21 protein-coding genes and 1 pseudogene are annotated in these 25,970 nt (G+C 49.3%); 11 read left to right on the plus strand and 11 right to left on the minus strand.

The features are described from left to right. Positions 1-138: 138 nt before the first annotated feature. Positions 139-1,044 carry an endonuclease/exonuclease/phosphatase family protein gene (locus E8E00_RS13970; RefSeq protein ID WP_096632653.1) on the minus strand — a complete coding sequence of 302 codons (906 nt, stop codon included), beginning with the start codon at positions 1,042-1,044 and terminating at the stop codon, positions 139-141. A 312-nt stretch (positions 1,045-1,356) separates the two neighbouring features. Between E8E00_RS13970 and nrdD the strand changes: the two genes are divergently transcribed. From nrdD to E8E00_RS13985, 3 genes are all read left to right on the plus strand, one after another. Continuing rightward, a complete protein-coding gene (gene nrdD / locus E8E00_RS13975; protein WP_096632650.1) occupies positions 1,357-3,498 on the plus strand; it encodes an anaerobic ribonucleoside-triphosphate reductase in 2,142 nt (713 codons plus the stop codon). A 9-nt stretch (positions 3,499-3,507) separates the two neighbouring features. Next, the gene (nrdG, locus tag E8E00_RS13980; protein WP_096632648.1) at positions 3,508-4,005 is read left to right on the plus strand and encodes an anaerobic ribonucleoside-triphosphate reductase-activating protein; all 498 of its coding nucleotides are present in this window, start codon (positions 3,508-3,510) and stop codon (positions 4,003-4,005) included. A 74-nt stretch (positions 4,006-4,079) separates the two neighbouring features. Further along, positions 4,080-5,267: an amino acid aminotransferase gene (locus E8E00_RS13985; protein ID WP_096632646.1), complete on the plus strand. Its 1,188-nt coding sequence runs from the start codon at positions 4,080-4,082 to the stop codon at positions 5,265-5,267. 152 nt (positions 5,268-5,419) lie between these two features. Here E8E00_RS13985 and murP read toward each other — a convergent pair whose 3' ends face one another. Together murP and murQ are read right to left on the minus strand one after the other, a co-directional pair. After that, a complete protein-coding gene (murP, locus tag E8E00_RS13990; RefSeq protein ID WP_069586911.1) occupies positions 5,420-6,874 on the minus strand; it encodes a PTS N-acetylmuramic acid transporter subunit IIBC in 1,455 nt (484 codons plus the stop codon). A 28-nt stretch (positions 6,875-6,902) separates the two neighbouring features. Next, positions 6,903-7,805, minus strand: coding sequence for an N-acetylmuramic acid 6-phosphate etherase (gene murQ, locus E8E00_RS13995; RefSeq protein WP_096632644.1), 903 nt, complete (start codon positions 7,803-7,805; stop codon positions 6,903-6,905). Positions 7,806-8,041: 236 nt separating this feature from the next. Between murQ and E8E00_RS14000 the strand changes: the two genes are divergently transcribed. Further along, a complete protein-coding gene (locus tag E8E00_RS14000) occupies positions 8,042-8,893 on the plus strand; it encodes an SIS domain-containing protein (protein ID WP_069586909.1) in 852 nt (283 codons plus the stop codon). Between the two features lie 164 nt (positions 8,894-9,057). On the opposite strand, the gene E8E00_RS14005 is transcribed toward E8E00_RS14000, so the two are convergent. The 5 genes from E8E00_RS14005 to E8E00_RS14025 all read right to left on the minus strand — a co-directional run bounded on the left by E8E00_RS14005 (position 9,058) and on the right by E8E00_RS14025 (position 13,769). Further along, positions 9,058-10,194, minus strand: a complete 1,137-nt coding sequence (locus E8E00_RS14005) for an NRAMP family divalent metal transporter (protein ID WP_240531985.1) — start codon at positions 10,192-10,194, stop codon at positions 9,058-9,060. A 263-nt stretch (positions 10,195-10,457) separates the two neighbouring features. After that, the gene (locus E8E00_RS14010; RefSeq protein WP_096632639.1) at positions 10,458-11,423 is read right to left on the minus strand and encodes a biotin-dependent carboxyltransferase family protein; all 966 of its coding nucleotides are present in this window, start codon (positions 11,421-11,423) and stop codon (positions 10,458-10,460) included. Next, positions 11,420-12,166, minus strand: coding sequence for a 5-oxoprolinase subunit PxpB (gene pxpB, locus E8E00_RS14015; RefSeq protein WP_096632637.1), 747 nt, complete (start codon positions 12,164-12,166; stop codon positions 11,420-11,422). The genes E8E00_RS14010 and pxpB overlap by 4 nt, the downstream gene beginning before the upstream one ends. Continuing rightward, complete coding sequence (locus tag E8E00_RS14020) at positions 12,163-12,918, minus strand: 5-oxoprolinase subunit PxpA (protein WP_096632635.1); 756 nt, start codon at positions 12,916-12,918, stop codon at positions 12,163-12,165. Before E8E00_RS14020 ends, pxpB begins: the two co-directional genes overlap by 4 nt. 35 nt (positions 12,919-12,953) lie before the next feature. Beyond that, positions 12,954-13,769, minus strand: coding sequence for a putative hydro-lyase (locus E8E00_RS14025; RefSeq protein WP_096632632.1), 816 nt, complete (start codon positions 13,767-13,769; stop codon positions 12,954-12,956). 171 nt (positions 13,770-13,940) lie between these two features. Here E8E00_RS14025 and E8E00_RS14030 point away from each other — a divergent pair, with 171 nt between their 5' ends. After that, positions 13,941-14,834 carry a LysR family transcriptional regulator gene (locus tag E8E00_RS14030; RefSeq protein ID WP_096632630.1) on the plus strand — a complete coding sequence of 298 codons (894 nt, stop codon included), beginning with the start codon at positions 13,941-13,943 and terminating at the stop codon, positions 14,832-14,834. A 143-nt stretch (positions 14,835-14,977) separates the two neighbouring features. Here E8E00_RS14030 and ylqF read toward each other — a convergent pair whose 3' ends face one another. Further along, entirely contained in the window at positions 14,978-15,922 is a 945-nt protein-coding gene (gene ylqF, locus E8E00_RS14035; protein WP_069586904.1) for a ribosome biogenesis GTPase YlqF, read from the minus strand. A gap of 408 nt (positions 15,923-16,330) precedes the next feature. Between ylqF and E8E00_RS17450 the strand changes: the two are divergent. Beyond that, a pseudogene (locus tag E8E00_RS17450) lies at positions 16,331-17,449 on the plus strand (PAS domain S-box protein); the annotation flags it as partial. A 145-nt stretch (positions 17,450-17,594) separates the two neighbouring features. On the opposite strand, the gene E8E00_RS14045 reads toward E8E00_RS17450, so the two are convergent. Continuing rightward, positions 17,595-18,494: an NAD(P)-dependent oxidoreductase gene (locus E8E00_RS14045; RefSeq protein ID WP_096632625.1), complete on the minus strand. Its 900-nt coding sequence runs from the start codon at positions 18,492-18,494 to the stop codon at positions 17,595-17,597. 110 nt (positions 18,495-18,604) lie between these two features. On the opposite strand from E8E00_RS14045, the gene E8E00_RS14050 reads away from it, so the two are divergent. Beyond that, positions 18,605-20,353 carry a bifunctional UDP-sugar hydrolase/5'-nucleotidase gene (locus E8E00_RS14050; protein ID WP_096632623.1) on the plus strand — a complete coding sequence of 583 codons (1,749 nt, stop codon included), beginning with the start codon at positions 18,605-18,607 and terminating at the stop codon, positions 20,351-20,353. 227 nt (positions 20,354-20,580) lie between these two features. Here E8E00_RS14050 and E8E00_RS14055 read toward each other — a convergent pair whose 3' ends face one another. Then, a complete protein-coding gene (locus E8E00_RS14055; protein WP_205907474.1) occupies positions 20,581-21,525 on the minus strand; it encodes a hypothetical protein in 945 nt (314 codons plus the stop codon). 338 nt (positions 21,526-21,863) lie between these two features. Between E8E00_RS14055 and E8E00_RS17180 the strand changes: the two genes are divergently transcribed. The 4 genes from E8E00_RS17180 (at position 21,864) to pntB (ending at position 25,798) form a co-directional block, all read left to right on the plus strand. Continuing rightward, positions 21,864-22,037 (plus strand): hypothetical protein, encoded by a 174-nt coding sequence (locus E8E00_RS17180; protein ID WP_096632620.1) that lies wholly within the window; start codon positions 21,864-21,866, stop codon positions 22,035-22,037. A gap of 164 nt (positions 22,038-22,201) precedes the next feature. After that, the gene (locus E8E00_RS14060) at positions 22,202-22,486 is read left to right on the plus strand and encodes an HlyU family transcriptional regulator (RefSeq protein WP_096632618.1); all 285 of its coding nucleotides are present in this window, start codon (positions 22,202-22,204) and stop codon (positions 22,484-22,486) included. A 372-nt stretch (positions 22,487-22,858) separates the two neighbouring features. Beyond that, positions 22,859-24,412 carry a Re/Si-specific NAD(P)(+) transhydrogenase subunit alpha gene (gene pntA, locus E8E00_RS14065; protein ID WP_096632615.1) on the plus strand — a complete coding sequence of 518 codons (1,554 nt, stop codon included), beginning with the start codon at positions 22,859-22,861 and terminating at the stop codon, positions 24,410-24,412. Between the two features lie 9 nt (positions 24,413-24,421). Continuing rightward, entirely contained in the window at positions 24,422-25,798 is a 1,377-nt protein-coding gene (pntB, locus tag E8E00_RS14070; RefSeq protein WP_096632613.1) for a Re/Si-specific NAD(P)(+) transhydrogenase subunit beta, read from the plus strand. Positions 25,799-25,970 lie beyond the last annotated feature (172 nt).

Raw genomic sequence — 25,970 nt, forward strand, 5'->3', positions numbered from 1 at the left:
CCAGATGACAGGCTGCGTCTTTTTACTAACTGACCACATTAAACGATTTAGATGCTTGATTGCCATCAGTGTATTCAGTCTATGGCGGCTCGATGTCAGTATTGTGACAAGTTAACCACAGCAATGATGTGCTTTGGGTTAACGTAGCGACGTTGCTGGCGGAGTGAACTGCGCCACAACGGGACAATGGTCACTTAAACGGTAACGCATCACGGTATGGTAATCAAAGTGATGCTGGTAGCTGTATTGCCACTGCTTGACCAAAGGTTCACTGACTAAGATGTGATCCACCAAGCGGTTATACATGACTTGATTCCACGATTGGGTTCGATGGTTGTACCGTCTTGCCTTGCAACGCGCTCGGACAGACGCGGTGACATTTATTAAATGTGGCGGTGTGGGGGACTTTTCAACCAGACGCGCCTGAAAATCTCGCCAAACGGCATCATCACTCTCACCAATGTAGCGATTAAAATCGCCCGCGACAACGACGTGTTCGCCCGCATGATGACGATCACTCACCCAATCGGCTAGAACGCGCATCTGCTTGTTAAGTTTATCGCAGCTTCGGGTGCCTTGTGATTGATGAAAACAACCTGATTTCAGATGCACAGACAGCATATGAAACGGCGCTTGGTCAGGGGGCGTAATAATCACGTAGGTGGCATAGCGTAGCGCTGGGACACCAAAAAAGCTGGGTAACTCGATCGCGCGAAGATCTTTTGGATCCGAAACGGTCCATCCATTGCGTACCGCAATGCCAGTCAGCTGTTGACTATTGGGCTTATCACGCAACGCGGGGTAGCGGTCAGAAAAGTAATAGGTGTATTGATCGCTGGGAACCACGCGAGCAAGTGCCGCTGGGCTATCAACTTCTTGAAACGCGAGCACGTCTGGCGAGAGCTGTTCAAAAACCGAGGCGAGTTGATGGTAGTCTTCGTCACCACGATCTCCAGCGCGTTGATCGCCTTTTAGGGTTAACCATTCAAAGTTCCATGTTGCTATCGTCAGCGCAAAGCTCGGGCACGTTACCGCCCAAAGCATCACTACGATTCCAAACCGCCGGATCACAGTGGCGTAAACCTCAATTATGACTTCATAACTGTGATCTTACTTGAAGCCTGTAAGTCACATTTGATCGAACCCACAAAATGCGGACAAGGTTTGATTTTAACTAACAAAAGTCACAACAATTCATCACAACATTGATGACCTTGTACGCGTTTATTCCTCCGAATTTCTCTATTCGAAACTTCGATGATCTGTATCAACACAATGGCGACCCCACTTGCTATTAAATGCCACATCTTGTGTTGTTTGCTAGGTTTAAATCCAATATATGGTGATGGAGGGCATATGCCAGCGGTAATAAAGCGCGACGGAACACGCGTCTCATTTGATGCAGACCGGATTGTTCAAGCGGTAACTTGTGCGCGAGAATCGGCACAGCGTACGCAGGAGACGCGTTCGTGTTCGTTATCGGATCAGGCGATTCGATCATTGGCCGATAAGATCGCAACCCAGTTCGCTGGCGAGAAAGAAGTGGATATCGACCACATTCAATATGCCGTGGAAGATGCGCTGATGTCTGGGCCGCATAAAGCGGTTGCACGTGCCTACATTGAGTATCGTCACGATCGCGATATTGCCCGTGAACGCCGTGGCCGATTGAATCACGAAGTGCAAGGCTTGGTAGGACAAACGAACACCGAGCTGTTGCACGAAAATGCCAATAAAGATAGCAAAGTGATCCCAACTCAGCGGGATCTGCTGGCCGGTATTGTCGCCAAGCACTATGCCAAACAACATATGCTACCCAGTGCGGTGGTACGTGCGCATGAATCGGGAGAAATCCATTATCACGATCTCGATTATGCGCCTTTCTTCCCGATGTTTAACTGTATGTTGATTGACTTGGCGGGCATGTTGCAAAAAGGCTTCAAGATGGGTAACGCGGAAATTGCGCCGCCAAAGTCCATCTCGACTGCAACCGCGGTAACGGCACAAATCATCGCGCAGGTGGCCAGTCATATTTATGGTGGTACCACGATCAATCGTATCGATGAAGTGTTGGCGCCCTATGTCGAAGCCAGCTATCAGAAGCACCTAAAAGTGGCGCAAACTTGGTCCATTGCCAAGGTGGATGAATACGCCATGGCACGTACCGAAAAAGAATGCTTCGATGCGTTTCAGTCGTTGGAGTATGAAGTGAACACCTTGCATACCGCCAATGGGCAGACGCCATTTGTGACGTTTGGCTTCGGACTCGGACAAAGCTGGGCCGCTCGTGCGGTGCAACGAGCCATCCTTGCCAATCGTATTGCGGGCTTGGGCGAAAATCGCAAAACGGCAGTTTTTCCTAAACTTGTGTTTTGTATTCGCGAAGGGCTCAACCGTCATCCTTCAGATCCGAATTACGACATCAAACAGCTTGCGTTGGAGTGTGCGTCCAAACGCATGTATCCCGATATTCTCAACTATGAGCAAGTCGTTCAGGTAACAGGTTCTTTTAAAACGCCCATGGGATGCCGCAGCTTTTTAAGCGCTTATCAAGAAAATGGTGAGTGGGTCCACGAAGGACGCAATAATTTGGGGGTGGTCAGTGTTAATTTACCCCGATTGGCGATTGAGGCTGAAGGCGACGAAGAGACATTCTTTGCGCGCCTAGATGCGACGCTTAATATTGCCCGCCAAGCCTTGGATACCCGTATCGCACGTTTCAAAGGGGTGAAGGCCCGTGTTGCGCCGATTTTGTACATGGAAGGGGCTTGTGGCGTGCGTCTTAATGCGGATGATGACGTGAGCGAGATTTTTAAAAATGGTCGCGCATCTGTCTCCTTAGGGTATATCGGACTACATGAGACCATCAATGCTCTATACGGCAGTGAGCCTCATCTTTACGACAGCGTGATTAAACAGAAAAAAGCCAAGGCAATAGTCGCGTATTTACATGATGCGACGGAGCGCTGGAAAGAGGAAACGGGTTACGGCTTTAGTCTGTACAGCACACCGAGTGAAAACTTGTGCAGTCGTTTTTGCCAACTCGATACTAAAGCCTTTGGGATGATTGAAGGGGTCACAGATAAAGGCTACTACACCAACAGTTTCCACTTGGACGTGGAAAAGCAGGTGACGCCCTACGACAAGATTGATTTTGAAATGGATTATCCACGCTTGGCAAACGGCGGATTTATTTGTTACGGCGAGTACCCCAACATGCAGCACAACATCGAAGCGCTCGAGAATGTTTGGGACTATAGCTACACACGTGTGCCTTACTATGGGACCAATACGCCTATTGATGAGTGCTACGAGTGCGGATTTACAGGGGAATTTGATTGCACCAGTAAGGGGTTTACCTGCCCTGCATGCGGCAACCATGATCCCGCCAAAGTATCTGTCACGCGCCGTGTCTGTGGTTACTTGGGCAGTCCTGATACGCGGCCATTTAATCCGGGTAAACAACAAGAAGTGATTCGTCGCGTCAAACACATGTAGGAGAGGGGCGTGAACTACCACAAATATATTCCTGTCGATGTCGTGAATGGTCCCGGCACACGGTGCACATTGTTCGTCTCGGGTTGCGAGCATCAGTGTCGTGGTTGTTACAATAAATCAACATGGTCGCTTACTAGCGGCCATCCATTCACGGACTTAATGTGTGAGCAAATCATGCACGATCTCACGGATACCCGTGTTCCGAGGCGTGGTTTATCACTGAGTGGTGGTGATCCCCTGCATCCTGCGAATCTCGCCGGTGTAAAATTATTGTTACAAAAAGTGGCTAAGCACGCACCAGACAAGGATGTTTGGCTATGGAGTGGCTATACCTTGGCGGAGCTCTCGCCGGAACAACAAGCAATATTGGCTTACGTTGATGTGCTGATTGATGGGAAGTTTATACAATCTCGCGCCGATCCTAACTTAGTTTGGCGAGGGAGTGACAACCAATGCGTACACTTTTTGTCCGAGCGAGCCCAGCAGTGGCAAGAGAATCAGCGCTGAGAGGTTGCCAATTTTCCCGCATGGAGTAGGGTATTACGTATCTTGAGCATCCAAGCCTAAAAGGACGTAAAACTATGTTAGATCTGCTCTCGCCTGCCCAGCAGGATCCGATCCTCTCTTTGTCATTGGCATTTCGTGACGATCCTCGTGAGCACAAAATGGATTTGGGCATTGGTGTATATCGTGACAGTCACGGGCAAACACCGATTATGCAAGCGGTTAAAACCGCGCAGCAAGCATTGGCGCAAAGCCAGCAAACCAAAGCCTATGTTGGTCTTGCCGGCAATGAAAACTTCAACCAAGCCATGGTTGATCTATTGCTGAAGGGAACGGATGCTTACCATCGCTGTGCCGCGGTACAAACCCCGGGTGCTAGCGGTGCGTTGCGGATGCTGGCTGACTTGATGCATCTCGCCAAGCCGGTGACCACGGTATGGCTGACTGACCCAAGCTATGTGAACCACAAACCTGTCATGGAAGCGGCAGGCCTAACGGTCAAGTTCTACCCGTATTTCAATCGAGACACCAAAATGGTGGATACCGATGCCATGCTGAATGCATTGTCGCAAGCCGGCGCTGACGACGTGGTGTTGCTGCATGGGTGTTGCCATAACCCAACGGGGGCGGACATTAGCCTGAAAGAGTGGGAAGCCATCACTGAGCTGGCTAATCGTAATGGCTTTACCCCGTTTGTGGATATTGCGTATCAAGGATTTGGGGATGGCGTAGATGAAGATGCGCGTGGTCTACGTGTGTTAGCCGATAACGTTGAAGAGATGCTGATTGCCACCTCTTGCTCGAAAAGCTTTGGCCTCTATCGTGAGCGCACCGGTGCTGCCATTGTGGTGGGTAAATCGGCCAAGGAAGCGCAAAATGCCAAAGGGCGTATTTTGCAACTGGCGCGCAGCACATACACCATGCCACCGGATCATGGGGCGGCGATCGTCGAAACCATTCTCACCGACGACGCCCTCACGAAGCAGTGGCGCGAAGAAATCGAAGCGATGAACACGCGCATTAACCGCCTGCGTGAAGGCCTAACGGCAGCTTTACGCGATCGAACCGGTGATGGCTACTTTGACTTTATTCAGCAGCACCGTGGGATGTTCTCTGTGTTGGGATTGAGCTCAGAGCAAGTCAATCAACTGCGTGATAAGCATGGCGTGTATGCGGTTGGAGATAGCCGCATCAATATTGCCGGCTTAGCGGAGCGCCATATTGATACACTGGCCGATGCGCTAGTGGACGTAACGCGTTCTTAGTTTAGCGCGGGTTGTATAACGGAAGAGGGCTTTTAGCGCATATTGCTAGGCCCTCTTTTTTTATCAGTGTAAACGCGCACGCGGACGTAGAAAAAGGTGCGCCCTTGAGGAAGACAAGGGCGCAAGCTGGTTCATGTGGATGGGGGAATGAACTAGCTTAAATCGACATCTTTACAGCCAAAGAAGTATGTCGCGAGAAAGCCAACCACGTAAGCGATAAGCAGTCCGGCAACAAAGACCAGCATGCCCGGGAAAATGCCGCTATCTGACGTCATCAACGGAATCGCTACGATACCGGAAGGACCGAATACTGTGTTCAAGCCAACTGGCAGACCTAAGTACGACACCAGACCGATAAAAAATCCGCCGGCTGCGCCACCAATACATGCTGTCACAAAGGGCTTCACGCGAGGTAAGGTCACGCCATAAATTAGTGGCTCACCAATACCGAGTAGACCAGGAATAATCGCGCCTCTCACTTGGGTGCGCAGTAGCGCATCTTTCTTCGCTTTGAAATACAGCGCCATGGATGCACCCACTTGGCCACCACCCGCCATTGCGAGAATAGGGAACAGCGAATTAAAGCCTTGGGCCTCCATCAACGCGAAGTACACAGGGACGAATCCTTGATGAATGCCGAATACCACTGAAATCAGGAACACGCCAGCTAAAACCGCAGCACCTAACGGGTTATCGTTTAAGTTAAGGAACAGCCAAGACATCGCTTTGAATAGCTCGCCGCCTATCGGCATGATCAACAAAAAGGTCACCGCACCCATGATAAATAGGGTAATGAGCGAGGTTAAAATCATGTCGAGATCGTCTGGCATATACTTGCGAACCTGACGTTCCACTTGCGCACCGACAATGGCTGCGATCAATACGCCAATAATGTTGCCGCGAGGATCGATCGTCATGCCAAAAAACTCACTCATCCCCGAGTAGATCCCCGAGCTGGCGTCGGGGTCATAGCCCAACACAAATAAAGACGCGAGAATGGCACCATTGACGCCCGAACCACCAAACGCTTGCTGGGCGTTGTAGCCGAGTAAGATACTCAGAAACGCGAACAAGCCTTTGCCAAATACTTGCATATACGCGATCAAATCGACCACAAAAGGACTCGGGGTTTGGCCCAGTACAAACATCTGCTCTAACAAGGTCGCAAATCCAAGCATCAATCCCGCGGCAATAAAGCCGGGGATCAGTGGCGTGAATATGGTGGCAAACTTACTCAGAAAGCGTTGAATAGCGCTGGTTTGTTTGCTTTTTAGCTGTTGTTTTTGCTCGGCCGCCAGTGTAGCCAGATCTGGCTGTGTCGCAGCTGACGTTTCGTCACCACTGACGGTCAAGGATTCAAGAAGCTGATTCATCATCTCCGCCGCTTGTTGTGCTTTACCGGGGCCGAGAATGATTTGAAACTGCTCATCGCTCTCGACTACCCCCATAACGCCGGGGATTGTTTTGAGAACAGACTGGTCAGCCAAACTGTTATTGGCAAGGGATAACCGCAGTCTTGTCATACAGTTACCACATCGACTGATATTGCTGCTCCCTCCAACGGCGGACAGCAGTTGCGCGACGGTATTTGCAGTGATTTTGGCCATGGGGGCGATCCTCTGGAGCTAAAAATAGTTAATCACGATGGAGGGCTGCACGAATAAAACCGTTGTGCTCGGTGAGGCGAGTTTTTGCTTGCTCGGCATCTAAGTCGGCCAAAATCATCAAGATGGCAGTTTTGCAATGACGATCGCATGCGCAGAGGGCTTGTTCTGCTACCGCTTTTGAGGCACTGGTGGCTTCCACGACAATATTGATTTGGCGTTGGATCAGTTTGGCGTTAGTGGCTTCAACATCAACCATCAGGTTACCAAACACTTTACCGCTGCGGATCATTGCTCCAGATGTCAGCATATTGAGGACGAGCTTTTGCGCGGTACCGGCTTTCATGCGCGAAGAGCCGGTGACGACTTCAGGCCCCACGATGGGCAGAATGGCAACATCTGCCGCCTCAGCCATTTGGCAATGAGGATTACAAGCAATCGATGCTGTCATGGCGCCAATGGTTTTCGCATAGGCTAATCCGCCGAGTACATAGGGTGTACGACCGCTCGCCGCAATGCCGACAACCACATCTTTATCGGTTAGGTTGAGTGACTGTAAATCGTCTTGGCCAAGTTGCTCGTTATCTTCCGCGTTTTCCACCGCCTTTAAAATGGCTTGATGGCCACCCGCGATAAGCCCAATGACTTGATCCGGATGTGTGCCATAGGTGGGAGGACATTCGCTGGCATCCAAGATACCCAAGCGGCCAGATGTGCCTGCACCCATGTAGATTAAGCGTCCGCCGTGGGCAAATGCATGCGTAATTGCATCCACTACTTGCGCAATTTGTGGCAAGACGGCTTTTACCGCAAGCGCCACTTTTTGGTCTTCATCGTTGATCACTTGTAGCATTTCGACCGTTGAAAGTGTGTCTATCTCTGCACTGGCCGGGTTGCGGCTTTCTGTGACCAATCCGCTTAAATCAATTGTCATGCTTTGTTCTCACATCAGCTGTTATTTGACGGCGATTCTATGGAATAAAATATTCCAATATAGTGATCAAAATCACTGTTATGGTTATTCTTTATACACGGAGACTCTGGAATAATGTCGATAATATTTGGGATGAATGGCGCTTAATTTGCAGGTGAATGATGCTTTTTCAGCAATTTAGGGGTATTCGATGTAATTCTAATGTTGGAATAATTTATTTATGGCGTTGAGGCGTTATGTCAATTATCAATAAAATTTTAGCTCGGCGGACACAATTGTCGCAGCAGGGGTGCCTGATTGGCGATTGGATTATCGCGCATCCAGAGAAAGCGGCGCAGCTAACGAGCCAAGCACTGGCTAAGCAGGTGGGGGTGAGTCAATCGAGCATTGTGAAATTCAGCCAAAAAATGGGTTACAAAGGATACAGTGAGTTCAAGTTGGCGCTGAATGAAGAGATTGGCCGTAAGCAAGTGATGCAATCGACACCAATGCACAGTGATATTTTGGCTGATGATCCCATGACGGTGATTTCCCAAAAATTAGTGAAAGCGAAAACGGAGGCCATGTTTCAAACCACCAATGCCCTTTCTTATGAAGCCTGTCATCAAGCGGTAGCGTGGCTTAATGGAGCACGTCGGGTACAAGTGGTGGGGATTGGCAGTTCGGCGCTGACTGCGAAAGATCTGAGTTTTAAATTATTGAAACTAGGGATCACGGCGCTGTGTGAACAAGACAGTCATGTACAAATTGCCGTCGCGCGCACATTGGGGGTGGATGACGTGCAAATTGTCATTTCATTTTCGGGGGAACGAAAAGAGATTTTAGTCGCCACGGAGGCGGCTAAAGAACAAGGTGCCAAGGTGATCGCCTTATTAGGACCCGGCCGAAGTCGTATCAGACACATCGCAGACATTACGTTCGATACCATTGCTGACGAAACCAAGCATCGCAGTTCGTCTATTGCGTCCCGCACGGCGCAAAATGTGATCACAGATTTACTGTTTATCAGTTTGGTACAACAAAGAGATGAGAGCGCTCGGCAATTGATCAGTGATATTTCTTCCGATATCAAACAAATCTTATCGTGATCTAATAAATGCGATAGCGTGATCACTGGGTTGTTCTATCGATAAGTGCTTGCCTTTTTGGCACGCCGACGAATACAAAGGCCTAGATCGCAAGCTAGACCTTTGTTGGCGGTCGGAGATTCCTCAAAGAGAAAACGCTCAATGAGGGGCTTTTCTATGCGGTGTTATTTGAGAAACATGGTATACAGCGTATAAACGCTCATGGCGGCCATCATTGCTGTAATCAACCAACCTACAACCGACATCCAAACAGGATGTTCATAGTGACCGATGACGGTTTTTTTACGCGCGGCAATCAGCATAGTGCCAAGGGTGACGGGCAGAATAAAACCATTCAGTGCACCCGCAATAATCAGGAGCGTGACCGGTTTGCCCACAAAACAGAAGATCAGTGAGGAAGCCACAATAAAACCAATGATGCAGGCGCTTGAGTGCTTCTCAATCATTGGGTGCAGAGTTTTGAGGAAAGAGACTGAGGTATACGCCGCCCCGATAACTGAGGTGATGGCTGCCGCCCAAAGCACCATACCAAAGAGCTTATAGCCGATATGCCCTGCTGCATGCTGAAACATAGAAGCAGGTGGATTGCTTGGATCCAGTATCACGCCCTGGCTGATGACACCGAGTGCCGCCAGAAACAGGACGATACGAACCAGAGAAGCGAGGCTGATGGCTGAAATCGAGCCTCGGTTGACCTGTGGCAGGGCCTCTTGGCCGGTGACTCCAGCATCAATCAGGCGGTGTGCGCCGGCAAAAGTGATATATCCGCCAACCGTACCTCCGACGAGTGTCACGATAGCAATCACATCGACATTTTCTGGCCAGACAGAGCGATAGAGCGCTTCACCGACAGGGGTTTCGGTGGAGAAGAGTACATATAGTGTCATGGCAATCAGCGCACCTCCCATCAGAATGGTGAAGCGGTCCATGATTTTACCGGCGTCTTTCAATAGGAAGATAGTGACGGCGATAACCGCACTGATGGCAGCGCCGACAATCGGTGACAGGGAGGGGAATAGCACATTCATACCCATGCCAGCCCCGCCAATGTTACCGACATTGAATGCCAATCCACCAAGAGAAACGGCACCTGCAATGGCAAAACCGAGTCCCGGTAGCAGCTCATTGGCAATATCCTGAGCGCGTTTTTTGGCCACGACGATGACCCGCCAGATATTAAGTTGCGCACCGATATCGAGCAGGATGGACACTAAAATGACGAAGCCAAAACTGGCCCCAAGGGTTTGAGTAAAGACAGTCGTTTGGGTCAGAAAGCCGGGACCAACAGCAGAGGTTGCCATCAGGAAAGCGGCGCCCATAATAAGCGACCAGTTAAAGCCGGAACGTGATTTTGACTGTGTTATTGAATGGGGTTTGGTCGACGCAGATGTCGTTGATGCTGACGATCTGCCTGTCTGGGTGATTACTTTTTCTGATGACATCCGTCTACTCCTGTATTGAAAGGCCCATATCCGCTGGGCAATGTATGATGTTTACCTTAGTGTGCGTCTCTGTCTCTGTAATCAGTGAGCTCGCTGACGTACTCCTAATTAAGGGCGCCTTTTTACTTCGCTTGACTCAACCGTTGCTCAGCATATTTTTTGCTGACGTATCCGTGAAAAAAGTGATGCTCAATCATGCGCTCGGCCTCGGCTTGATAAAGATCTTTTTCAATAAAACGAACGGTTGTCCCCGGTTGGCACTGAGCAAGCTTACTCAGATCCCTTGCTGTGACGCAGCCGATTTTGGGATAGCCCCCAATCGTCTGACGATCCCGCATCAGGATGATCGGTTGCCCGTCGGCGGGGATCTGGATTGCACCCAGCGCGATCCCTTCAGAGATCAAGCTGGTGGTCTGACATTGAATAGCAGCACCGGACAGGCGATAGCCCATGCGATCAATCTTCGGCGTGACGGTAAATTCACTACTGAAAAAACGCTCGCGCTCGGCGTGAGCAAACAATTCGTATTGGTAGCCGGGAATGACACTTAGGATCAGCGGTTGACCGTAGTCAGGAATGAATTTCTCAGGTACTCTGCGCGTTGGTATTGGAGGCGTTACCTTGTATTGCAGGCGATCCTGCGCCATCAATTTGTCACCTTGACGGCTGAAACCGCCTAACCCGTCACGCATAACCGTGGCACAGCTATTGAGAACGCCAGTGACTTTAAACCCCTCTTTGACTGCGAGATACGAACGCATACCGGTTCGTGCGCCGGGTAATGAAAGTTGATCACCGGCACGAACACGAAGGCTTTGCCAAGAGGCAACCGCCTTGCCGTTAAGGCGAGCATTCATATCTGCCCCGGTCAATGCAATCGTCGTATCTGCGTAAAATTCGCAACTAAATTGCCCCATCGCAATCTCGATTTGTGCTGCGTTTAACGGGTTATCCAGCAAGCGGTTTGCCCATAAAAATGCATGTTCGTCCATTGGCCCACCGGGGCTGACGCCAATATGCTGATGGCCGTGACGACCTAAATCCTGAACCAGACTCAATGGCCCGGGTGTCAATACATATAATGTCATGCCACCTCCCAGACGGGTTTAGCCGCTGCGCGCAGTTCTGCGCGGCGATATTCTTCCTCTGCAATGCGCCCACCCAATGCCAGAAATTCATCCCGGTTGATAGGGGTGAACTTGACCTTGGCACCCATCTCGAACACGGTCAGATTTTCCCGCTGATAATCGATCAAATCGATGGGGGTACGACCGATGATCTGCCAGCCACCTGGGGACGCTTTCGGATAGATGGCCGTTTGTTGATCAGCCAGTGCCAGACTGCCTTTAGGAACTTGGGCGCGTGGTGTTTGTTTGCGAGGTATATGAATACGTGAGTCCGTATTGCCGAGATAAGCGAACCCCGGTGCAAAACCGATCGCATAGACTCGGTATATCGTGCTGGCATGGATGGAGATGATTTGGTCAAAATCCAGTTCGGTGTGGCGACAGAGCGTATCAGCATCAAGGGAAACTTCCGGTCCGTAGTAGACAGGTAGCTCGATCATCGGGCTTGCATCGGTCTCGATATACTGCTGATCAGCGATAGACAGGGCTTTTTTAATCAGCGCTGTAAAATCACGCTGACCAATGGCCATCAGGTCGAACGTCACCAGAATAGAGGTATACGAAGGGATAAGGTCAACCAGATATTGTTCTAGCTCTTCGTGTAATATTGGCAGCACTGCGGCGATGCGATCAGCGGTTTCTGGACTGGCTTGATTGGCAAAGTACACCATCAAAGAATTTTCATTAACTGGCATGATAGTCATAAGGTGACTCCGTATGAGTTACCAAGCGCTAATAAATTACGGAGTAGCTGAGCGGTGGGCAGCGCCAATGGCGTATCGCCATGTATACACAGGGTATTGGCATAGATAGGGATGACGTGACCATCAAGGGTTGTCACGCTTTTTTCCTCGATCATCTGGCGAGCTTGACGACGGATTTGCGATAGTTCGTGATAACTTGAGCCCGCTACAGTGCGTGGCACGAGTCGCCCATCTTGGTCATATGCACGATCCACAAAGGCTTCAAACATTATTTGAATGCCGTGATCAGCAGCAAGAGATTGATATTTTTCATAATTAGGGACCGCCATCACCACCAATGGCAAAGACGGTGCGGCTTTACTCATCGCTTTAACCAGCGTGGTAAAGACCTCATCGCTTTTCATCATGGTGTTATAAAGTGCACCGTGAGGTTTTACGTAACTCAGAACGACAGATTCGCTGTGACAGATGGCTGCCAGCGCCCCAACCTGATAGATAAAAAGGGCAGACAATGTATCTGAGCTCATGGCAATGTCACGGCGGCCAAAGCCTTGCAGATCAGCATAACCGGGATGCGCTCCTACACTTACCTGATACTGCTTAGCCAGCCTGACGGTATTGAGCATTACCGTGGGATCAGAGGCATGCATACCGCACGCAATATTCGCCATATCCAGATAAGGCATAACCTGTTCATCATTGCCCATTTTCCAGAGACCAAAGCTCTCGCCCATATCACAATTGATTTTCATACGGTTTCCTCCCTGACTCGACGCGTTGAAAAGTCTTAAAGCACTGACAGTGAATTATTCAGCAAATTAGTGATCAGCATTTTGCCCGGTGCATGAGTGATACAAATTGGTGGTTTACTGTGGCGAATCACATTCTGTGGGGTCACGCCGCAAGCCCAGAACACTGGTACTTCGCCGTCGAAGATATCTACCGCGTCGCCATAATTTGGCGTGTTGATATCACTGATGCCAATGGCAGCCGGAGTGCCGAAGTGAACAGGCGCACCGTGTGCCTTCGGATAACGGCTAGTAATTTGAATGGCTCGGATCGCGTCTTGAGGTGTGAAGGGGCGCATAGAAACCACCAAGTTCCCTGAAAAGCGACCGGCAGGCTGGCAGGCGATCTGGGTGTCATACATGGAGACATTGCGACCTTGCTCGATATTACGAACGGTCAGGCCAGATTGAACAAGAGCGTCTTCGAAAGAGAAGGAGCAACCAAGAACAAAAGCCACCAGATCATCACGCCAATGCTCGCTTAGATCTGCCACCGAGGTGTCAAACTGGCCGTTATAAAAAACATGGTATTCTGGGGCATGACGGCTGATGTCTATATCGGCGCCGATGTCGTTTAAAAACGGGCAGCCTGGCTCTGTGACACCAATGAGTGGACAAGCTACCGGATTTCTCTGGCAAAACAGTAGAAAATCATTTGCCCAGTCAGCCGGCAGTATGACGAGGTTGGCTTGTAGGTAGCCGGGCGCCAATCCGCTCGTGGAACCGGTATAAGCATTCACGCCTATTTTCTGGCGAAGCTCGGCAAGGGGCAGCGCTTGCGGAACAAAGGGCTCTTTTCTTCCTGAGACTAACATCCGGATCCCTCCGTGGTTCTTACTATGTAAAGACTTGGTAACAATAAGTCTTCTTGTGATAATGTCTATTCTTGATTTTTTGGTTTATGTGATAAATAAAATTTATCGACCAGAGATGTCTTCTGTATTTACTTGCTACTCATCGGGATTTTGGGTGAAGGAAAAGCGGCAATGTTGAACCTAAAACAGCTAGAAACATTTGTATGGATTGCAAATCTCGGCAGTTTCCGGCAAGCGGCGGAGCATCTGTGTACCACACAGCCAGCTATTTCTACCCGGATTGCGAATTTGGAGCAGGCGCTAAACACGACGCTGTTTTACCGTGAGGGCGGAGTGGTATCGCTGACAGCCAAAGGAAGAGAGTTACTGCCTCTGGCGGAGAAAATCCTTGCCAGTACTGAACAGCTGAAATACAAAGCGGATTTGGCAAAAGCTTTATCCGGAATGTTGCGTATTGGGGTGTCTGAGACGCTGATTCATACTTGGTTACCGGATTGTCTGAAGCTGATACATCAGCAGTTACCGGATGTGGAAGTTGAGTTGATAGTCGATTCAACGGTGAATTTGCGCAAAGAACTACTGGCGCGTAACGTAGATATTGCGTTGTTATTGGGACCAATCGCGGAGCCATCGGTTATCAATCAGGCGATTTGTGATTATCCACTTTACTGGGTAGCCAGTCCTGGTTTACTTGCTAGCCCACAGGCTAAAGCAGAAGATTTTGCGCAGTGGCCTATTATTACCTATGCACGCAATACAACCCCGTACCATGAAATATCGCGTCATTTTAAGCAAGATAAGGGACTCGCCGTACGTTTTTACTCTGCTAGCTCTTTGTCAGCCAGCGTGCGACTGGTCGAAAAAGGCGTCGGTATCGCATCGTTGCCGAAAGAAGTGATCCGTGATCAATTGGCTTGTGGCCAATTAGTGCTGCTTGACGCTGACTGGCAACCCAGTCCGTTGCGATTTACGGTATCGTACATCAATGCGCCTGCCAGTTTATTGATTGAACAGGCTGTCGGTCTGGTCATTCAAGCGCGCAATGCGTTTGACCAAATCGGCTGAGACCAACGGCTTTGTGTTTCCCAGTATTTTATGAATGCCCGTGTTTTATGAATGCTAGAGACTAAAGAGATAAGGCCCGATGCAATCGGGCCTTATTGTGTGCGGATTCTCCGGCATTTTACAAGGTAGATGCGGGATAGTACTTAGCGTTTATTCTTTAAATAGCGCTTACGCCGTGCTTCTTTGTTCGCCGCTTTTTCTGCCTCGCGGCGTGCGGTTTCTTCTTCCACTTGCACTAATTCAGTTTCAATCATATCGGGCGCTTCCAGAGTGATACCTCCTAACGCGCCGGCACGGAGGTCGTGAAGCAGGATTTCTGACGCTTTATGAATATCGACCCGCCCGCCAGCACGCAAACAACCGCGTTTCGCCCCAATCGCTTCCATCAACTCGATTTCAGTCTCGGGTAAATCGTCCAGCTGATAGCGCTCTTGCAGACGCTCTGGATAGGCGCTGGCTAAGTATTCGACGGTGTAAAACGCCACTTCGTCGTAGTCCATTGCCGTGTCTTTAACGGCGCCGGTTGCCGCGAGACGAAAACCGCTATGTGGATTCTCTACTTTTGGCCATAGAATTCCCGGTGTATCCGAAAGCACTACGCCATTTTGCAAGTTAATTCGCTGCTGTTGGCGCGTGACAGCGGGCTGGTTACCTGTTTTAGCAATTACTCGACCGGCAAGGCTGTTAATGATGGTTGATTTCCCCACATTAGGGATCCCCATGATCATCGAGCGAATATTTTTGCCCATGGCTTCGCGATGAGGAGCAAGCGCGCGACACCGCTCCATGATTCGATTGACTTCACTTTGTTGCTGCGTGGTGATGGCCATAGCAGAAACGCCTTGCTCTTGCTCTAGGTGTGCCATCCAGATATCTGTCATGGCAGGATCAGCAAGATCGCGTTTGTTCAGTACTTTGATAACAGGCTTATCGCCACGCAGTGTGCGGATCAGCGGGTTCTCGCTACTAAAGGGAATGCGTGCGTCGAGTACTTCGATGATCACATCGATCTTAGGAACGACTTCTTCGATTTCTTTCCGCGCCTTGTGCATATGGCCCGGAAACCATTGAATCTTATTGTTAACCATTTGAAAAATTGCCTTTTCTCATCCGCAGTCACTCGCGGACAGCGTTTTATCTTTTATACGTTTTTGAGTGACCGTCATGTTTGCTCGTCATCCTATCACTTTTTGAGACAAAAGCAGGAGTAGAAAGCGGTTGTGGATATGTATCGTCGTTCTATGTACACAAATGAATACAAATAAGGGCAGACGTGAAAGCTTTGCTAGACTAAATTTGTTTGTGTGGGCGGTTGTGCCAAGTGATGTAGAACAGCGCTCATTTTCTGGTTAGCCATTTTGCTAAGAGAGAAGGCGACTATGTTGCGATGGAATCAAAGTAAGAGTCTGACAGAGAGCGAAATCACGGTATTACAGCAAAAGTACAATGCGATATGGGACGGTAATGCTGTCATCGAGTTTGAACCAGATGGCACAATTATTCGGGCCAACGAGAACTTTCTCGGTGCAGTGGGCTATCGCTTGGATCAAATTCAGGGACAGCATCACCGAATGTTCTGTCCGCCTCATGTTGCCAACCACCCAGACTACGGCTTGTTGTGGCAGAAAGTTCAGCAAGGCGAGAACTTCTCCGGCATCTTTGAGCGCATTGATGCGCAGGGGAACACGTTATGGCTAGAAGCCAATTATTTTCCTGTGCGAGATGAACAAGGAAAGGTGATCAGTGCCATCAAGATCGCCGCGGATGTGACGCAACGAAAGCAGGAAGCCGATAAAACGGGTTCAATCATGCAAGCACTCGATCGCTCACAAGGGGTGGTGGAGTACGATATTGATGGAACGATAAAAACGGCTAATCGCAATTTTCTCTCGCTAGTGGGGTATCAGGCTGACCAATTGCAGGGTAAGCCTCACAGTGTGTTGTGCGAAAGTACCTTTAATAAGGAAAACCCACAGTTTTGGCCTCAACTTGCCCAAGGACAGTTTCAATCCGGACTGTATCGCGTGCTCTCGAAAACCGGTGACATTATTTGGGTCGAAGGAAGCTATAACCCGATACGAGACGGTCAAGGAAATATCATCAATGTGATTCAGTTTGCGCGCGATGTCACTCAACGCATTGAGCGAGAGCAAGAGATTCAGTGCACCATTAAGGAAGCATCGGAAATTGCTAGCAGTACGTCTGAGCAAACGGCACAGGTCTGCCAAGAGGGGCTTAACTATTTGCAAGAAGCGCTCAAGACATCAGCATTGATTGCACAGCAGGTTGGCCAAGCCACCGTCAGCATTGAAAAGTTAAATGCGCAGTTTGCTGATATTGAAAAAATCGTCCACACCATTCGTGATATCGCAGAGCAAACCAATTTACTCTCACTGAACGCAGCGATTGAGGCTGCGCGCGCAGGTGAGCAAGGGCGGGGATTTGCTGTTGTTGCCGATGAGGTGCGCCAGCTATCGCAAAGGACCAGCGCCTCAACCAGCGAGATTGCTAATGTCGTTGAAAATAACCGTAGCCATATTGAGGCAATACGAATATCGATACAAGAAGCCCAAGGCACATCAGATACAGGGAAAGATAAAATCGAGCAGGTAGCGGCATCGATGGAAGAAATTGAGCGCGGTGCGCAGTCTGTCTCGTCGATGGCGACAGAGCTGATCCAACTGCAGCAATAAGAGGCTCAGGAGAAATACCGCAGTGCCTGGCTCTACACATGCTTGAGCCAGACACGCTCAGCGCGGTTTAGGATTGGCTGGAATGATCGTCCGAATCAAATTGCTTGATTAAAACAGAGGTATCACAGCGGCCAAACCCGCGCTGTTGAAGTTGTGCGTAACGCTGATCAACTTGTTGGGTGAGAGGGAGAACCACGCCTAATTTGGCGGCTTCGTCTAAACAAAAGCCAAGGTCTTTGCGCATCCAGTCAATGGCAAAACCGAAATCAAACTGATCGTCTGCCATGGTGTGGGCGCGGTTGCTCATCTGCCACGAGCCTGCTGCACCGTGCTGGATGGCGCTAATCATTTTGTCGATATCTACATTGGCCGACTGGGCAAATGCGATCGCTTCTGACAAGCCCTGCAAAACGCCCGCAATACAAATTTGATTGGCCATTTTACAGCGCTGTCCACTGCCATGGGGGCCAATGTGCTGGCTTGCCTTGGCGTAAGCGCGCATGACAGGTTCAACACGTTCAAAAACGGATGGCTCACCACCAACCATAATGGTCAATGCGCCATTTTCCGCGCCTGCTTGTCCGCCCGACACAGGAGCATCTAAAAATTGGATACCCTGTCGGCCACAGACGTCGGCGAGCTCTAAGGCCAGTTCGGCTGATGTCGTGGTATGATCGACCAGCACACTGCCTTTTTTCATGTTGGCAAGTACACCTATATCGCCATACACGACACTGCGCACATCGTCATCGTTACCGACGCACATAAAAACAATATCGGCGTGAGCGGCAGCCTCCGCTGGTGTCGTACCGAAGGCCCCTTGATATTGTTCTGACCAGTGTTCTGCTTTGGCCGTTGTACGGTTATAGACAGTGGTTGGAAAGCCATTTTTTTGTAGATGTCCGGCCATGGGAAACCCCATGACGCCTAGGCCAATAAAAGCCACGGAAGGAGTTTGAGTTGTCATATAGCATCCTTGTTGTTATATGAGCGATAATTTATCAGAAACTTAACCTGATTTGTTCCTTCAGATGATAATCTTGTACCATCACATTTTGTGTTGTAACACGGATTATTATGACAGCACCTCAATCTATCGCTTTAACCATTGCACACATCAACGACACCCACTCGCATTTTGAATCGACACCTGTTTCGCTGAGCTTGGATAGCACACAGACGCGTGTTTATGCGAACTGCGGTGGCTTTGCACGTATTGCATCTGCCGTTAAGCGTTTTCGTGCTGAGGCGGACCAGAAAGGCCACGCTTTCATGTTCTTGCATGCGGGGGATTGCTTTCAAGGTACCTTGTACTATTCCCTATTTAAAGGGCAAGCCAATGCCGATATGCTCAATCAGTTGGGCATTGATGCGATGGCAATCGGGAATCATGAGTTAGATCAGGGTAATGGTCCGGTTGCTGATTTTCTTGATCGTATTACCTTTCCCTTGCTGGCCGGCAATTGGCACGTTGCCAATGAAGCTGCAGACAAAGAAAAGCGCGTTAGTGAAAAGCCCGCGTTATTGCCGTATTTGCCCGAACAGAAACGCGCCAGCGTGATGATCAAGACGATAGCAGGGCGTAAAGTGGGTATTTTTAGTCTTGCGGTCGAGCAAATGGCTGCACTGGCTAACCCTGATCATGACACGCCCTTTTTGCCCGCGACAGAAATTGCTAAAAACACAGTGGCATACTTGCGTTCGCAAGGGGTCGGTACCGTGATCCTGCTCAGCCACTTAGGGTATGACAAAGATAAATCATTGGCTGAATCTGTCTCTGGCATTGATGTGATTGTGGGTGGGCACACCCACGTCCTGCAGGGTGATTTTCAAAACATTGGCCTCGATAACCAAGACCCTTACGGTTATCGAGTGAATGATACCTGGATTGTCCAAGCCGGTTGCCACGCTCAGGCAATTGGACGCTTTACATTAACGCTAGATGCTAAAGGGCGCCCGACCCATTTTGAGGGGCAAAACTATTTATTGTTAGGCCGCAGTTTGGCGATGGATGCGTCGCGTGAGCATAAACTGACCGCTTCTTCATACCAAGCGGTACGTGACTATTTGAACCAACAGCAAAATCTTCTGATTTTGCCGAGTGATCTCACCCTCAAGCAGTATTTGCAGCAAACTTATCGCCCTCGGGTAGCACAGTTAGAAAGTGACATTGTCACGCATGTGCCGCAGCGGTTGCGTCATGTTCGCGTGCCGGATCAGCAAGGCGGCAGTGATGTCGCGCCATTGGTGACGGAAAGCTTTCTATGGGCGGCGCGTGAACAGGGTATCGAGGCAGATTTTGCCATTCATAATGCCGGCGGCGTTCGGGTGAGCTTAAATGCAGGTCCGCTCTCTGCCGCACTTATCGCTGGTTCGTTACTTCCGTTTGCGATTGATGTGATTGCGTATCGGGTAACTGGCGCGCAAATCCGCAATGCGCTGGAAGGTGCGATTAATAATGCCACGGATAATGGGGTGATTGGACTCGGTTCGGGCAGTTTTCCCTATTGTGCCGATCTGCGCTATCGCTATGAAGCATGGCAGCCAATGGGCGCGCGCATCACCCAATTAGACATTAAGCGCGGTCAGCACTGGATTGCGATTGATGATGAGCGCCAATACGTTGGTGTGTCATCTTCATATACCGCGCAAGGTAAAGAGGGCTACGATGCACTCCAAACCGGACGTCGTCGCTCGATTGGTTTATCGATGGCGGAATGCTTCATGCAGTACGCGCGAGCTCAAGATGTATTGCAGCTCCCTGACCAGCCTTTGGTGTGTTATCTCGCATCACCTCAGCAGGGCGAGAGCTGCTGGCAATCATAATCACTTACTTGGCCCATCCCTTGCTTACTATCAGATGAAGGGTAACCACGGCACTTTGTTGCCGCAAGGTTAAGTTTTCATCTCCATGGTCGATATGTATCTAGGAACGCAGTTTATCGGCACACGAATAGAAAGTGAGGTTCGTATGGAAATGCGTGATTGGTTCGATGTGGGTTTAATCACCTTTTGGCTACTCGCGTGGGCATCGTTAGTGTATTTCGTGCCCGTTATTTAAGCGAGTTATCCGTAGTGGCGTTGTGGGATGCGCGCTTTAAACGTACTCCCCAACGCACCAGTAACGGTTGTAAATAAATAGGTAGCTGAATGGCACCAATGAGAGGTAAAAATACCGGCCCCAATGCAGCGCCAGCTACTGTATAAGTGAGTAATACGTTACGATTTACGGCGGTGACTGCGGCAATCATGCTGGCTTCTTCCCCGTACCGCCGATAGATACAATACACAACTGCAAAGAAAAGCATGCATAATGCGACTGAAATTGCTAACAGCTCCAAGGCGTAACCGCTATCCTTCTGCCACATAGCGCCAATCGGACCCACCAAGCCCAGTGGAAAGCTAAACACCAATACAATCGTGAACTGCGCCAGTTTTCCATGAATACGTTTTAACTTCTCAGGCTTAATCCATGCATGAAATAGCGCGGCCATCCCCATCGGACCAAAAATAAAAATCACGAGCCTTGCGATATAACTGTGTAAGTCGAGTGAGAACGCTTCGCCACTCAATAGGCTGAGGTTGATAAAGAGTACAATGGGCATTAGCAAGGTTGACGCAATGGTGTATGCCATGGCGATTAATGCGTCCATTTCTAATGAGCGAATAATGGCAGGTGTCGCGAATAACGAGCCAGTGGCACAGATCCCGCTGATCGCGAGTAGCATGTTATCGGAGGCGCCCAGTCCCCATGCAATCGTACAGGTGATGATGGTCAGAACCACGGCATGAACAAATGCGTAGAGCCAAACGCGCCATTGCCCGAGAGCCCTTACCAATAGGGACTGGTTGATCCCGAGTAAGGTAAATAACATTAATGCGAATAACACATAGGGTAGGTAGGGAAAAAGTGCCAATGAAAGGTGAGGAAACGCAAAACCGATTAAAGCGGCAATAAAAAGAAACAACGCAGAATGTCGAGCAAGAAATGCTAGCATGGACAGCACCCTAATCACATGTGTAACGGCAATGTTACCAGCTTTTTCCTGAAAGTGAGTAAAGTTTGTTCGTTTTCGTCGATTTATACGCAAAAAAGCCTGACATAGCATGTCTAAGAAGGCAGGTTCAGCAATCGACGTTGTTTAAAATCTGCCGTATCCCCCATTATTTATCTTAGCTCTTTATTTAACCGAAAATTAACAAAAGTCATTGTGGTGAATAGTCGTGTTTCGGATAAATAAAACTAATGCCTAGGTTGAATTATCATCAGTTTAGAATCTAAGTCACTGTTTCTATAATGCGCCGCGAGTGATTCAGAAAACAAAGCGAGGATCGTATGACAACTGTTACGGCAAACATGCCACGCATACGTCGATCTTACGCGGTGACAATCAAAGGACTGATCGCTCATGCCATGGATGTGTTGTTTACCAGCAACACCAATGCACATGCTTATGATGCAAGCCGTTTACCCGCACATTTGCAACGTGACATTGGCATAAACCGATAAGATGACCTGATAAAAATAAAGCGCCATATCATAACGATATGGCGTTTTTTTTGTTCTATCGCGACGGTTAACGTAAAGAAACTGGTGTGCGACTAGTACTTTGGCTTGGATCATGGCAGGTTAGCCATTGACGCTAAACGTATTTTAATGGAGCGACAAACACAATGGGATGGTTTTCTAAGTTATTCTCACGAAGCGATGCCTCTCGCAAGGCATCAGCCCCAACAGTGACCCCGACTGAGTACAAAGGCTATCTAATATATCCCGAAGCAACGCCAGAAAACGGGCAGTACCGAGTGTGTGGGCGAATTTGCAAACAGCAGGGACAAGAAACGCTCACGCATCAGTTTATTCGTTCAGATTTATTGGGGAATCAGGAAGATGCCAACAGCTTGATGCTAGTCAAAGCCAAAATGATGATTGACCAGAATGGCGATCGCCTATTTTGACCTTACTACTGGCATGGGCTTCTGCGCCATACCAAAACTAATGCATAAATATTCGAAACAAAAAAAGATAAAATGTAGTGCTGATCACATTTACACTAGAATTGCGATCCTTGCCCTGTGGTGATTGTCGCTCAAACTCGTTAAGTTAGTGATGTTGCGTTGCTAAGCATCGGACGCTGACAACAGACTGCACCCACGTCGCACGTGCCTTATGTGGTGCTTGCGGCGTTATTTTTTATCGATTTTTCGCAGTCTTTATGGGTTTTATCAAGGTATGCCTTTTTTTGTCAGTATTATGCCTACAGGTGCTTGATATTTGACCTGTGGTTCGTTACAAAAAATTTCTCATAAGCCAATAGTCAGGGAATAGCTATGCAGATTGGTGTTCCAAAAGAAAGGCTCGTTAATGAAACGAGAGTTGCTGCGACACCAAAGTCGGTGGAGCAGTTGATAAAACTCGGCTTTGAAGTAGCAGTTGAAAAAGGCGCTGGGGAGCTAGCGAGTTTTGAAGATACTGCCTTTGAGCAAGCCGGGGCGAGTATTGTTGATACCGCAGCCGTTTGGCAATCGGATGTCATTTTTAAAGTGAATGCACCGGGTGTGGTTGAAGAAACCGGTCAAGACGAAATTGCGCTCATTAAAGAAGGAGCCACGCTAGTCAGCTTTATTTGGCCAGCGCAAAATGAAGACTTGTTGACGCGTTTGGCGGCTCGCAAAATCAATGTGATGGCGATGGATGCGGTGCCAAGGATCTCCCGTGCACAATCGCTGGATGCGCTAAGTTCGATGGCCAACATTGCCGGTTATCGCGCGGTGGTCGAAGCTGCGCATGAGTTTGGCCGTTTCTTCACCGGACAAATCACTGCGGCAGGTAAAGTGCCACCCGCGAAAGTCTTTGTTGCAGGCGCTGGCGTCGCTGGGCTTGCCGCCATTGGTGCCGCTGGTAGCTTGGGGGCGATTGTCCGTGCGTTTGATGTACGCCCTGAAGTGAAAGAACAAGTCGAAAGTATGGGCGCCGAGTTTTTAGAGGCTGACTTTAAACAAGACAATGCAGACAGTGGCGACGGTTATGCCAAAGAAATGTCTGATGAGTTTAATAAAGCTGCCGAAAAACTCTACGCTGAACAGGCGAAAGATGTCGATATCATAATCACGACCGCGCTCATCCCCGGTAAACCTGCCCCGAAACTGGTGACCAAAGAGATGGTCGACAGTATGAAACCGGGTAGCGTGATTGTTGATTTGGCCGCTGCAAACGGCGGCAACTGCGAATACACGGAAAAAGATAAAGTGATCACAACACCCAACGGGGTGAAAGTGATTGGCTACACCGATATGGTAGGCCGCTTACCGACGCAGTCATCACAACTGTATGCCACCAACTTGGTTAACCTCACTAAACTGCTTTGCAAAGAGAAAGATGGCAATATCGCCATTGACTTTGAGGATGTGGTGATCCGTGGCGTGACCGTCATCAAAGAAGGTGAAGTCACATGGCCTGCGCCACCGATTCAGGTCTCGGCGCAACCTAAAGCAGCACCCAAAGCCGAGCCGACGCCAAAAGCTGAGCCTAAGAAAACCTCTCGTGCAACCAAATATGGTTTGATGGCCGCGGCCGCTGGGGCATTTGGTTGGATTGCGAACTATGCACCGAGCGAGTTTCTTTCCCACTTCACTGTGTTTGTTTTGGCCTGTGTGGTCGGCTACTACGTGGTCTGGAATGTCACTCACGCACTGCATACACCATTGATGTCGGTGACCAATGCGATTTCCGGGATTATTATTGTGGGCGCGTTACTGCAAGTCGGACAAGGCATTGGGTTTGTTACCTTCCTTGCATTCATTGCCGTGTTGATCGCAAGTATCAATATATTTGGCGGCTTTACTGTTACAAAGCGCATGCTTGAAATGTTCCGTAAAGGATAAGGAGAAACAATGTCTGAAGGATTGGTACAAGCTGCGTACATTGTATCGGCGTTGTGTTTTATTCTGAGTTTGGCTGGGCTGTCCAAGCAAGAATCAGCGCGTGCCGGTAACTATTACGGTATTACCGGGATGGCGATCGCGTTAGTCGCGACGATTTGGGGGCCTGAAGTGCAGGGCGTTGGCTGGATTATTCTTGCTATGGTCATCGGTGGTGCGATTGGTATTTATTATGCCAAGCGTGTTGAAATGACCGAAATGCCTGAGCTGGTGGCTATGTTACATAGCTTTGTGGGTTTGGCTGCAGTATTAGTGGGCTTTAATACCTATATTGACCATCCGCCATTGGTCGGTGCGATGCTTAATATCCACTTGGTTGAGATTTTCCTCGGTGTATTTATCGGCGCGATTACCTTCACCGGTTCAATTGTCGCGTTTGGTAAACTGCGTGGTGTGATTTCTTCCAAAGCATTGATGTTGCCACACCGTCACAAGTTGAATCTAGCCGCGGTTGTCGTCTCCTTCTTGTTGCTGATTAGCTTTGTGAATGCGGAAGGGTCAACGGCAGCACTGTTGATTGTAACCGTCATTGCGTTAGCGTTCGGTTATCACCTTGTAGCCTCGATTGGTGGTGCAGACATGCCGGTTGTGGTGTCGATGCTTAACTCCTACTCAGGCTGGGCGGCTGCCGCCGCAGGCTTTATGCTAGCAAACGATCTGTTGATCGTGACGGGTGCGCTGGTAGGTTCGTCGGGTGCGATTCTGTCGTACATCATGTGTAAAGCTATGAACCGTTCGTTTATCAGTGTGATTGCGGGCGGGTTTGGTTCTGATGGCACGGCGTCGTCCGGTGACGAAGAGATGGGCGAGTACCGCGAAGTGACCGCCGAAGATGTTGCTGAGATGCTGAAAGACTCAAAAAGCGTCATTATCACTCCAGGCTACGGCATGGCGGTTGCTCAGGCGCAGTATCCCGTCTATGAAGTGACAGAGAAGCTTCGCGGGATGGGTATTGACGTACGTTTTGGTATTCACCCTGTCGCGGGCCGTTTGCCTGGTCACATGAACGTATTGTTAGCCGAAGCGAAAGTCCCTTATGACATCGTGTTGGAAATGGATGAAATCAACGATGATTTCCCTGAAACGGACACTGTCCTAGTGATTGGCGCGAACGATACGGTTAACCCTGCCGCGACCGAAGACCCGTCAAGCCCGATTGCAGGTATGCCAGTGCTTGAAGTGTGGAATGCACGCAACGTGGTGGTATTTAAGCGTTCTATGAATACCGGCTATGCTGGAGTGCAAAACCCGCTGTTCTTTAAAGAGAACAGTGCGATGTTGTTTGGTGATGCGAAACAAAGCGTTGAGGCAATATTTAAAGCGCTTTGATTGGCAAAAAGCATCAATATAGGTATAAAGAGTCAGCGAAGGCTGGCTCTTTTTTTTGGGCGAGAGGGGGCGCGTTGGACTGCGGTGTCATCGTTGTTACCGATTGCTTTCATCGTGTGCAATAGGCCGAACTTACATTGCACTGACATTTCATTCACGTTGGGTGATAAGC

Source organism: Salinivibrio sp. YCSC6 (assembly GCF_004916735.1).
In the GTDB taxonomy this organism is placed as follows: domain Bacteria; phylum Pseudomonadota; class Gammaproteobacteria; order Enterobacterales; family Vibrionaceae; genus Salinivibrio; species Salinivibrio proteolyticus.

Excerpts from the sequence above, each read along its gene's own strand:
- E8E00_RS13970 (WP_096632653.1), bottom strand. The coding sequence starts at position 1,044 with ATGCTTTGGGCGGTAACGTGCCCGAGCTTTGCGCTGACGATAGCAACA.
- nrdD (WP_096632650.1), top strand. The coding sequence starts at position 1,357 with ATGCCAGCGGTAATAAAGCGCGACGGAACACGCGTCTCATTTGATGCA.
- E8E00_RS13985 (WP_096632646.1), top strand. The coding sequence starts at position 4,080 with ATGTTAGATCTGCTCTCGCCTGCCCAGCAGGATCCGATCCTCTCTTTG.
- murP (WP_069586911.1), bottom strand. The coding sequence starts at position 6,874 with ATGGCCAAAATCACTGCAAATACCGTCGCGCAACTGCTGTCCGCCGTT.
- murQ (WP_096632644.1), bottom strand. The coding sequence starts at position 7,805 with ATGACAATTGATTTAAGCGGATTGGTCACAGAAAGCCGCAACCCGGCC.
- E8E00_RS14000 (WP_069586909.1), top strand. The coding sequence starts at position 8,042 with ATGTCAATTATCAATAAAATTTTAGCTCGGCGGACACAATTGTCGCAG.
- E8E00_RS14005 (WP_240531985.1), bottom strand. The coding sequence starts at position 10,194 with ATGGCAACCTCTGCTGTTGGTCCCGGCTTTCTGACCCAAACGACTGTC.
- E8E00_RS14010 (WP_096632639.1), bottom strand. The coding sequence starts at position 11,423 with ATGACATTATATGTATTGACACCCGGGCCATTGAGTCTGGTTCAGGAT.
- pxpB (WP_096632637.1), bottom strand. The coding sequence starts at position 12,166 with ATGACTATCATGCCAGTTAATGAAAATTCTTTGATGGTGTACTTTGCC.
- E8E00_RS14020 (WP_096632635.1), bottom strand. The coding sequence starts at position 12,918 with ATGAAAATCAATTGTGATATGGGCGAGAGCTTTGGTCTCTGGAAAATG.
- E8E00_RS14025 (WP_096632632.1), bottom strand. The coding sequence starts at position 13,769 with ATGTTAGTCTCAGGAAGAAAAGAGCCCTTTGTTCCGCAAGCGCTGCCC.
- E8E00_RS14030 (WP_096632630.1), top strand. The coding sequence starts at position 13,941 with ATGTTGAACCTAAAACAGCTAGAAACATTTGTATGGATTGCAAATCTC.
- ylqF (WP_069586904.1), bottom strand. The coding sequence starts at position 15,922 with ATGGTTAACAATAAGATTCAATGGTTTCCGGGCCATATGCACAAGGCG.
- E8E00_RS14045 (WP_096632625.1), bottom strand. The coding sequence starts at position 18,494 with ATGACAACTCAAACTCCTTCCGTGGCTTTTATTGGCCTAGGCGTCATG.
- E8E00_RS14050 (WP_096632623.1), top strand. The coding sequence starts at position 18,605 with ATGACAGCACCTCAATCTATCGCTTTAACCATTGCACACATCAACGAC.
- E8E00_RS14055 (WP_205907474.1), bottom strand. The coding sequence starts at position 21,525 with ATGCTAGCATTTCTTGCTCGACATTCTGCGTTGTTTCTTTTTATTGCC.
- E8E00_RS17180 (WP_096632620.1), top strand. The coding sequence starts at position 21,864 with ATGACAACTGTTACGGCAAACATGCCACGCATACGTCGATCTTACGCG.
- E8E00_RS14060 (WP_096632618.1), top strand. The coding sequence starts at position 22,202 with ATGGGATGGTTTTCTAAGTTATTCTCACGAAGCGATGCCTCTCGCAAG.
- pntA (WP_096632615.1), top strand. The coding sequence starts at position 22,859 with ATGCAGATTGGTGTTCCAAAAGAAAGGCTCGTTAATGAAACGAGAGTT.
- pntB (WP_096632613.1), top strand. The coding sequence starts at position 24,422 with ATGTCTGAAGGATTGGTACAAGCTGCGTACATTGTATCGGCGTTGTGT.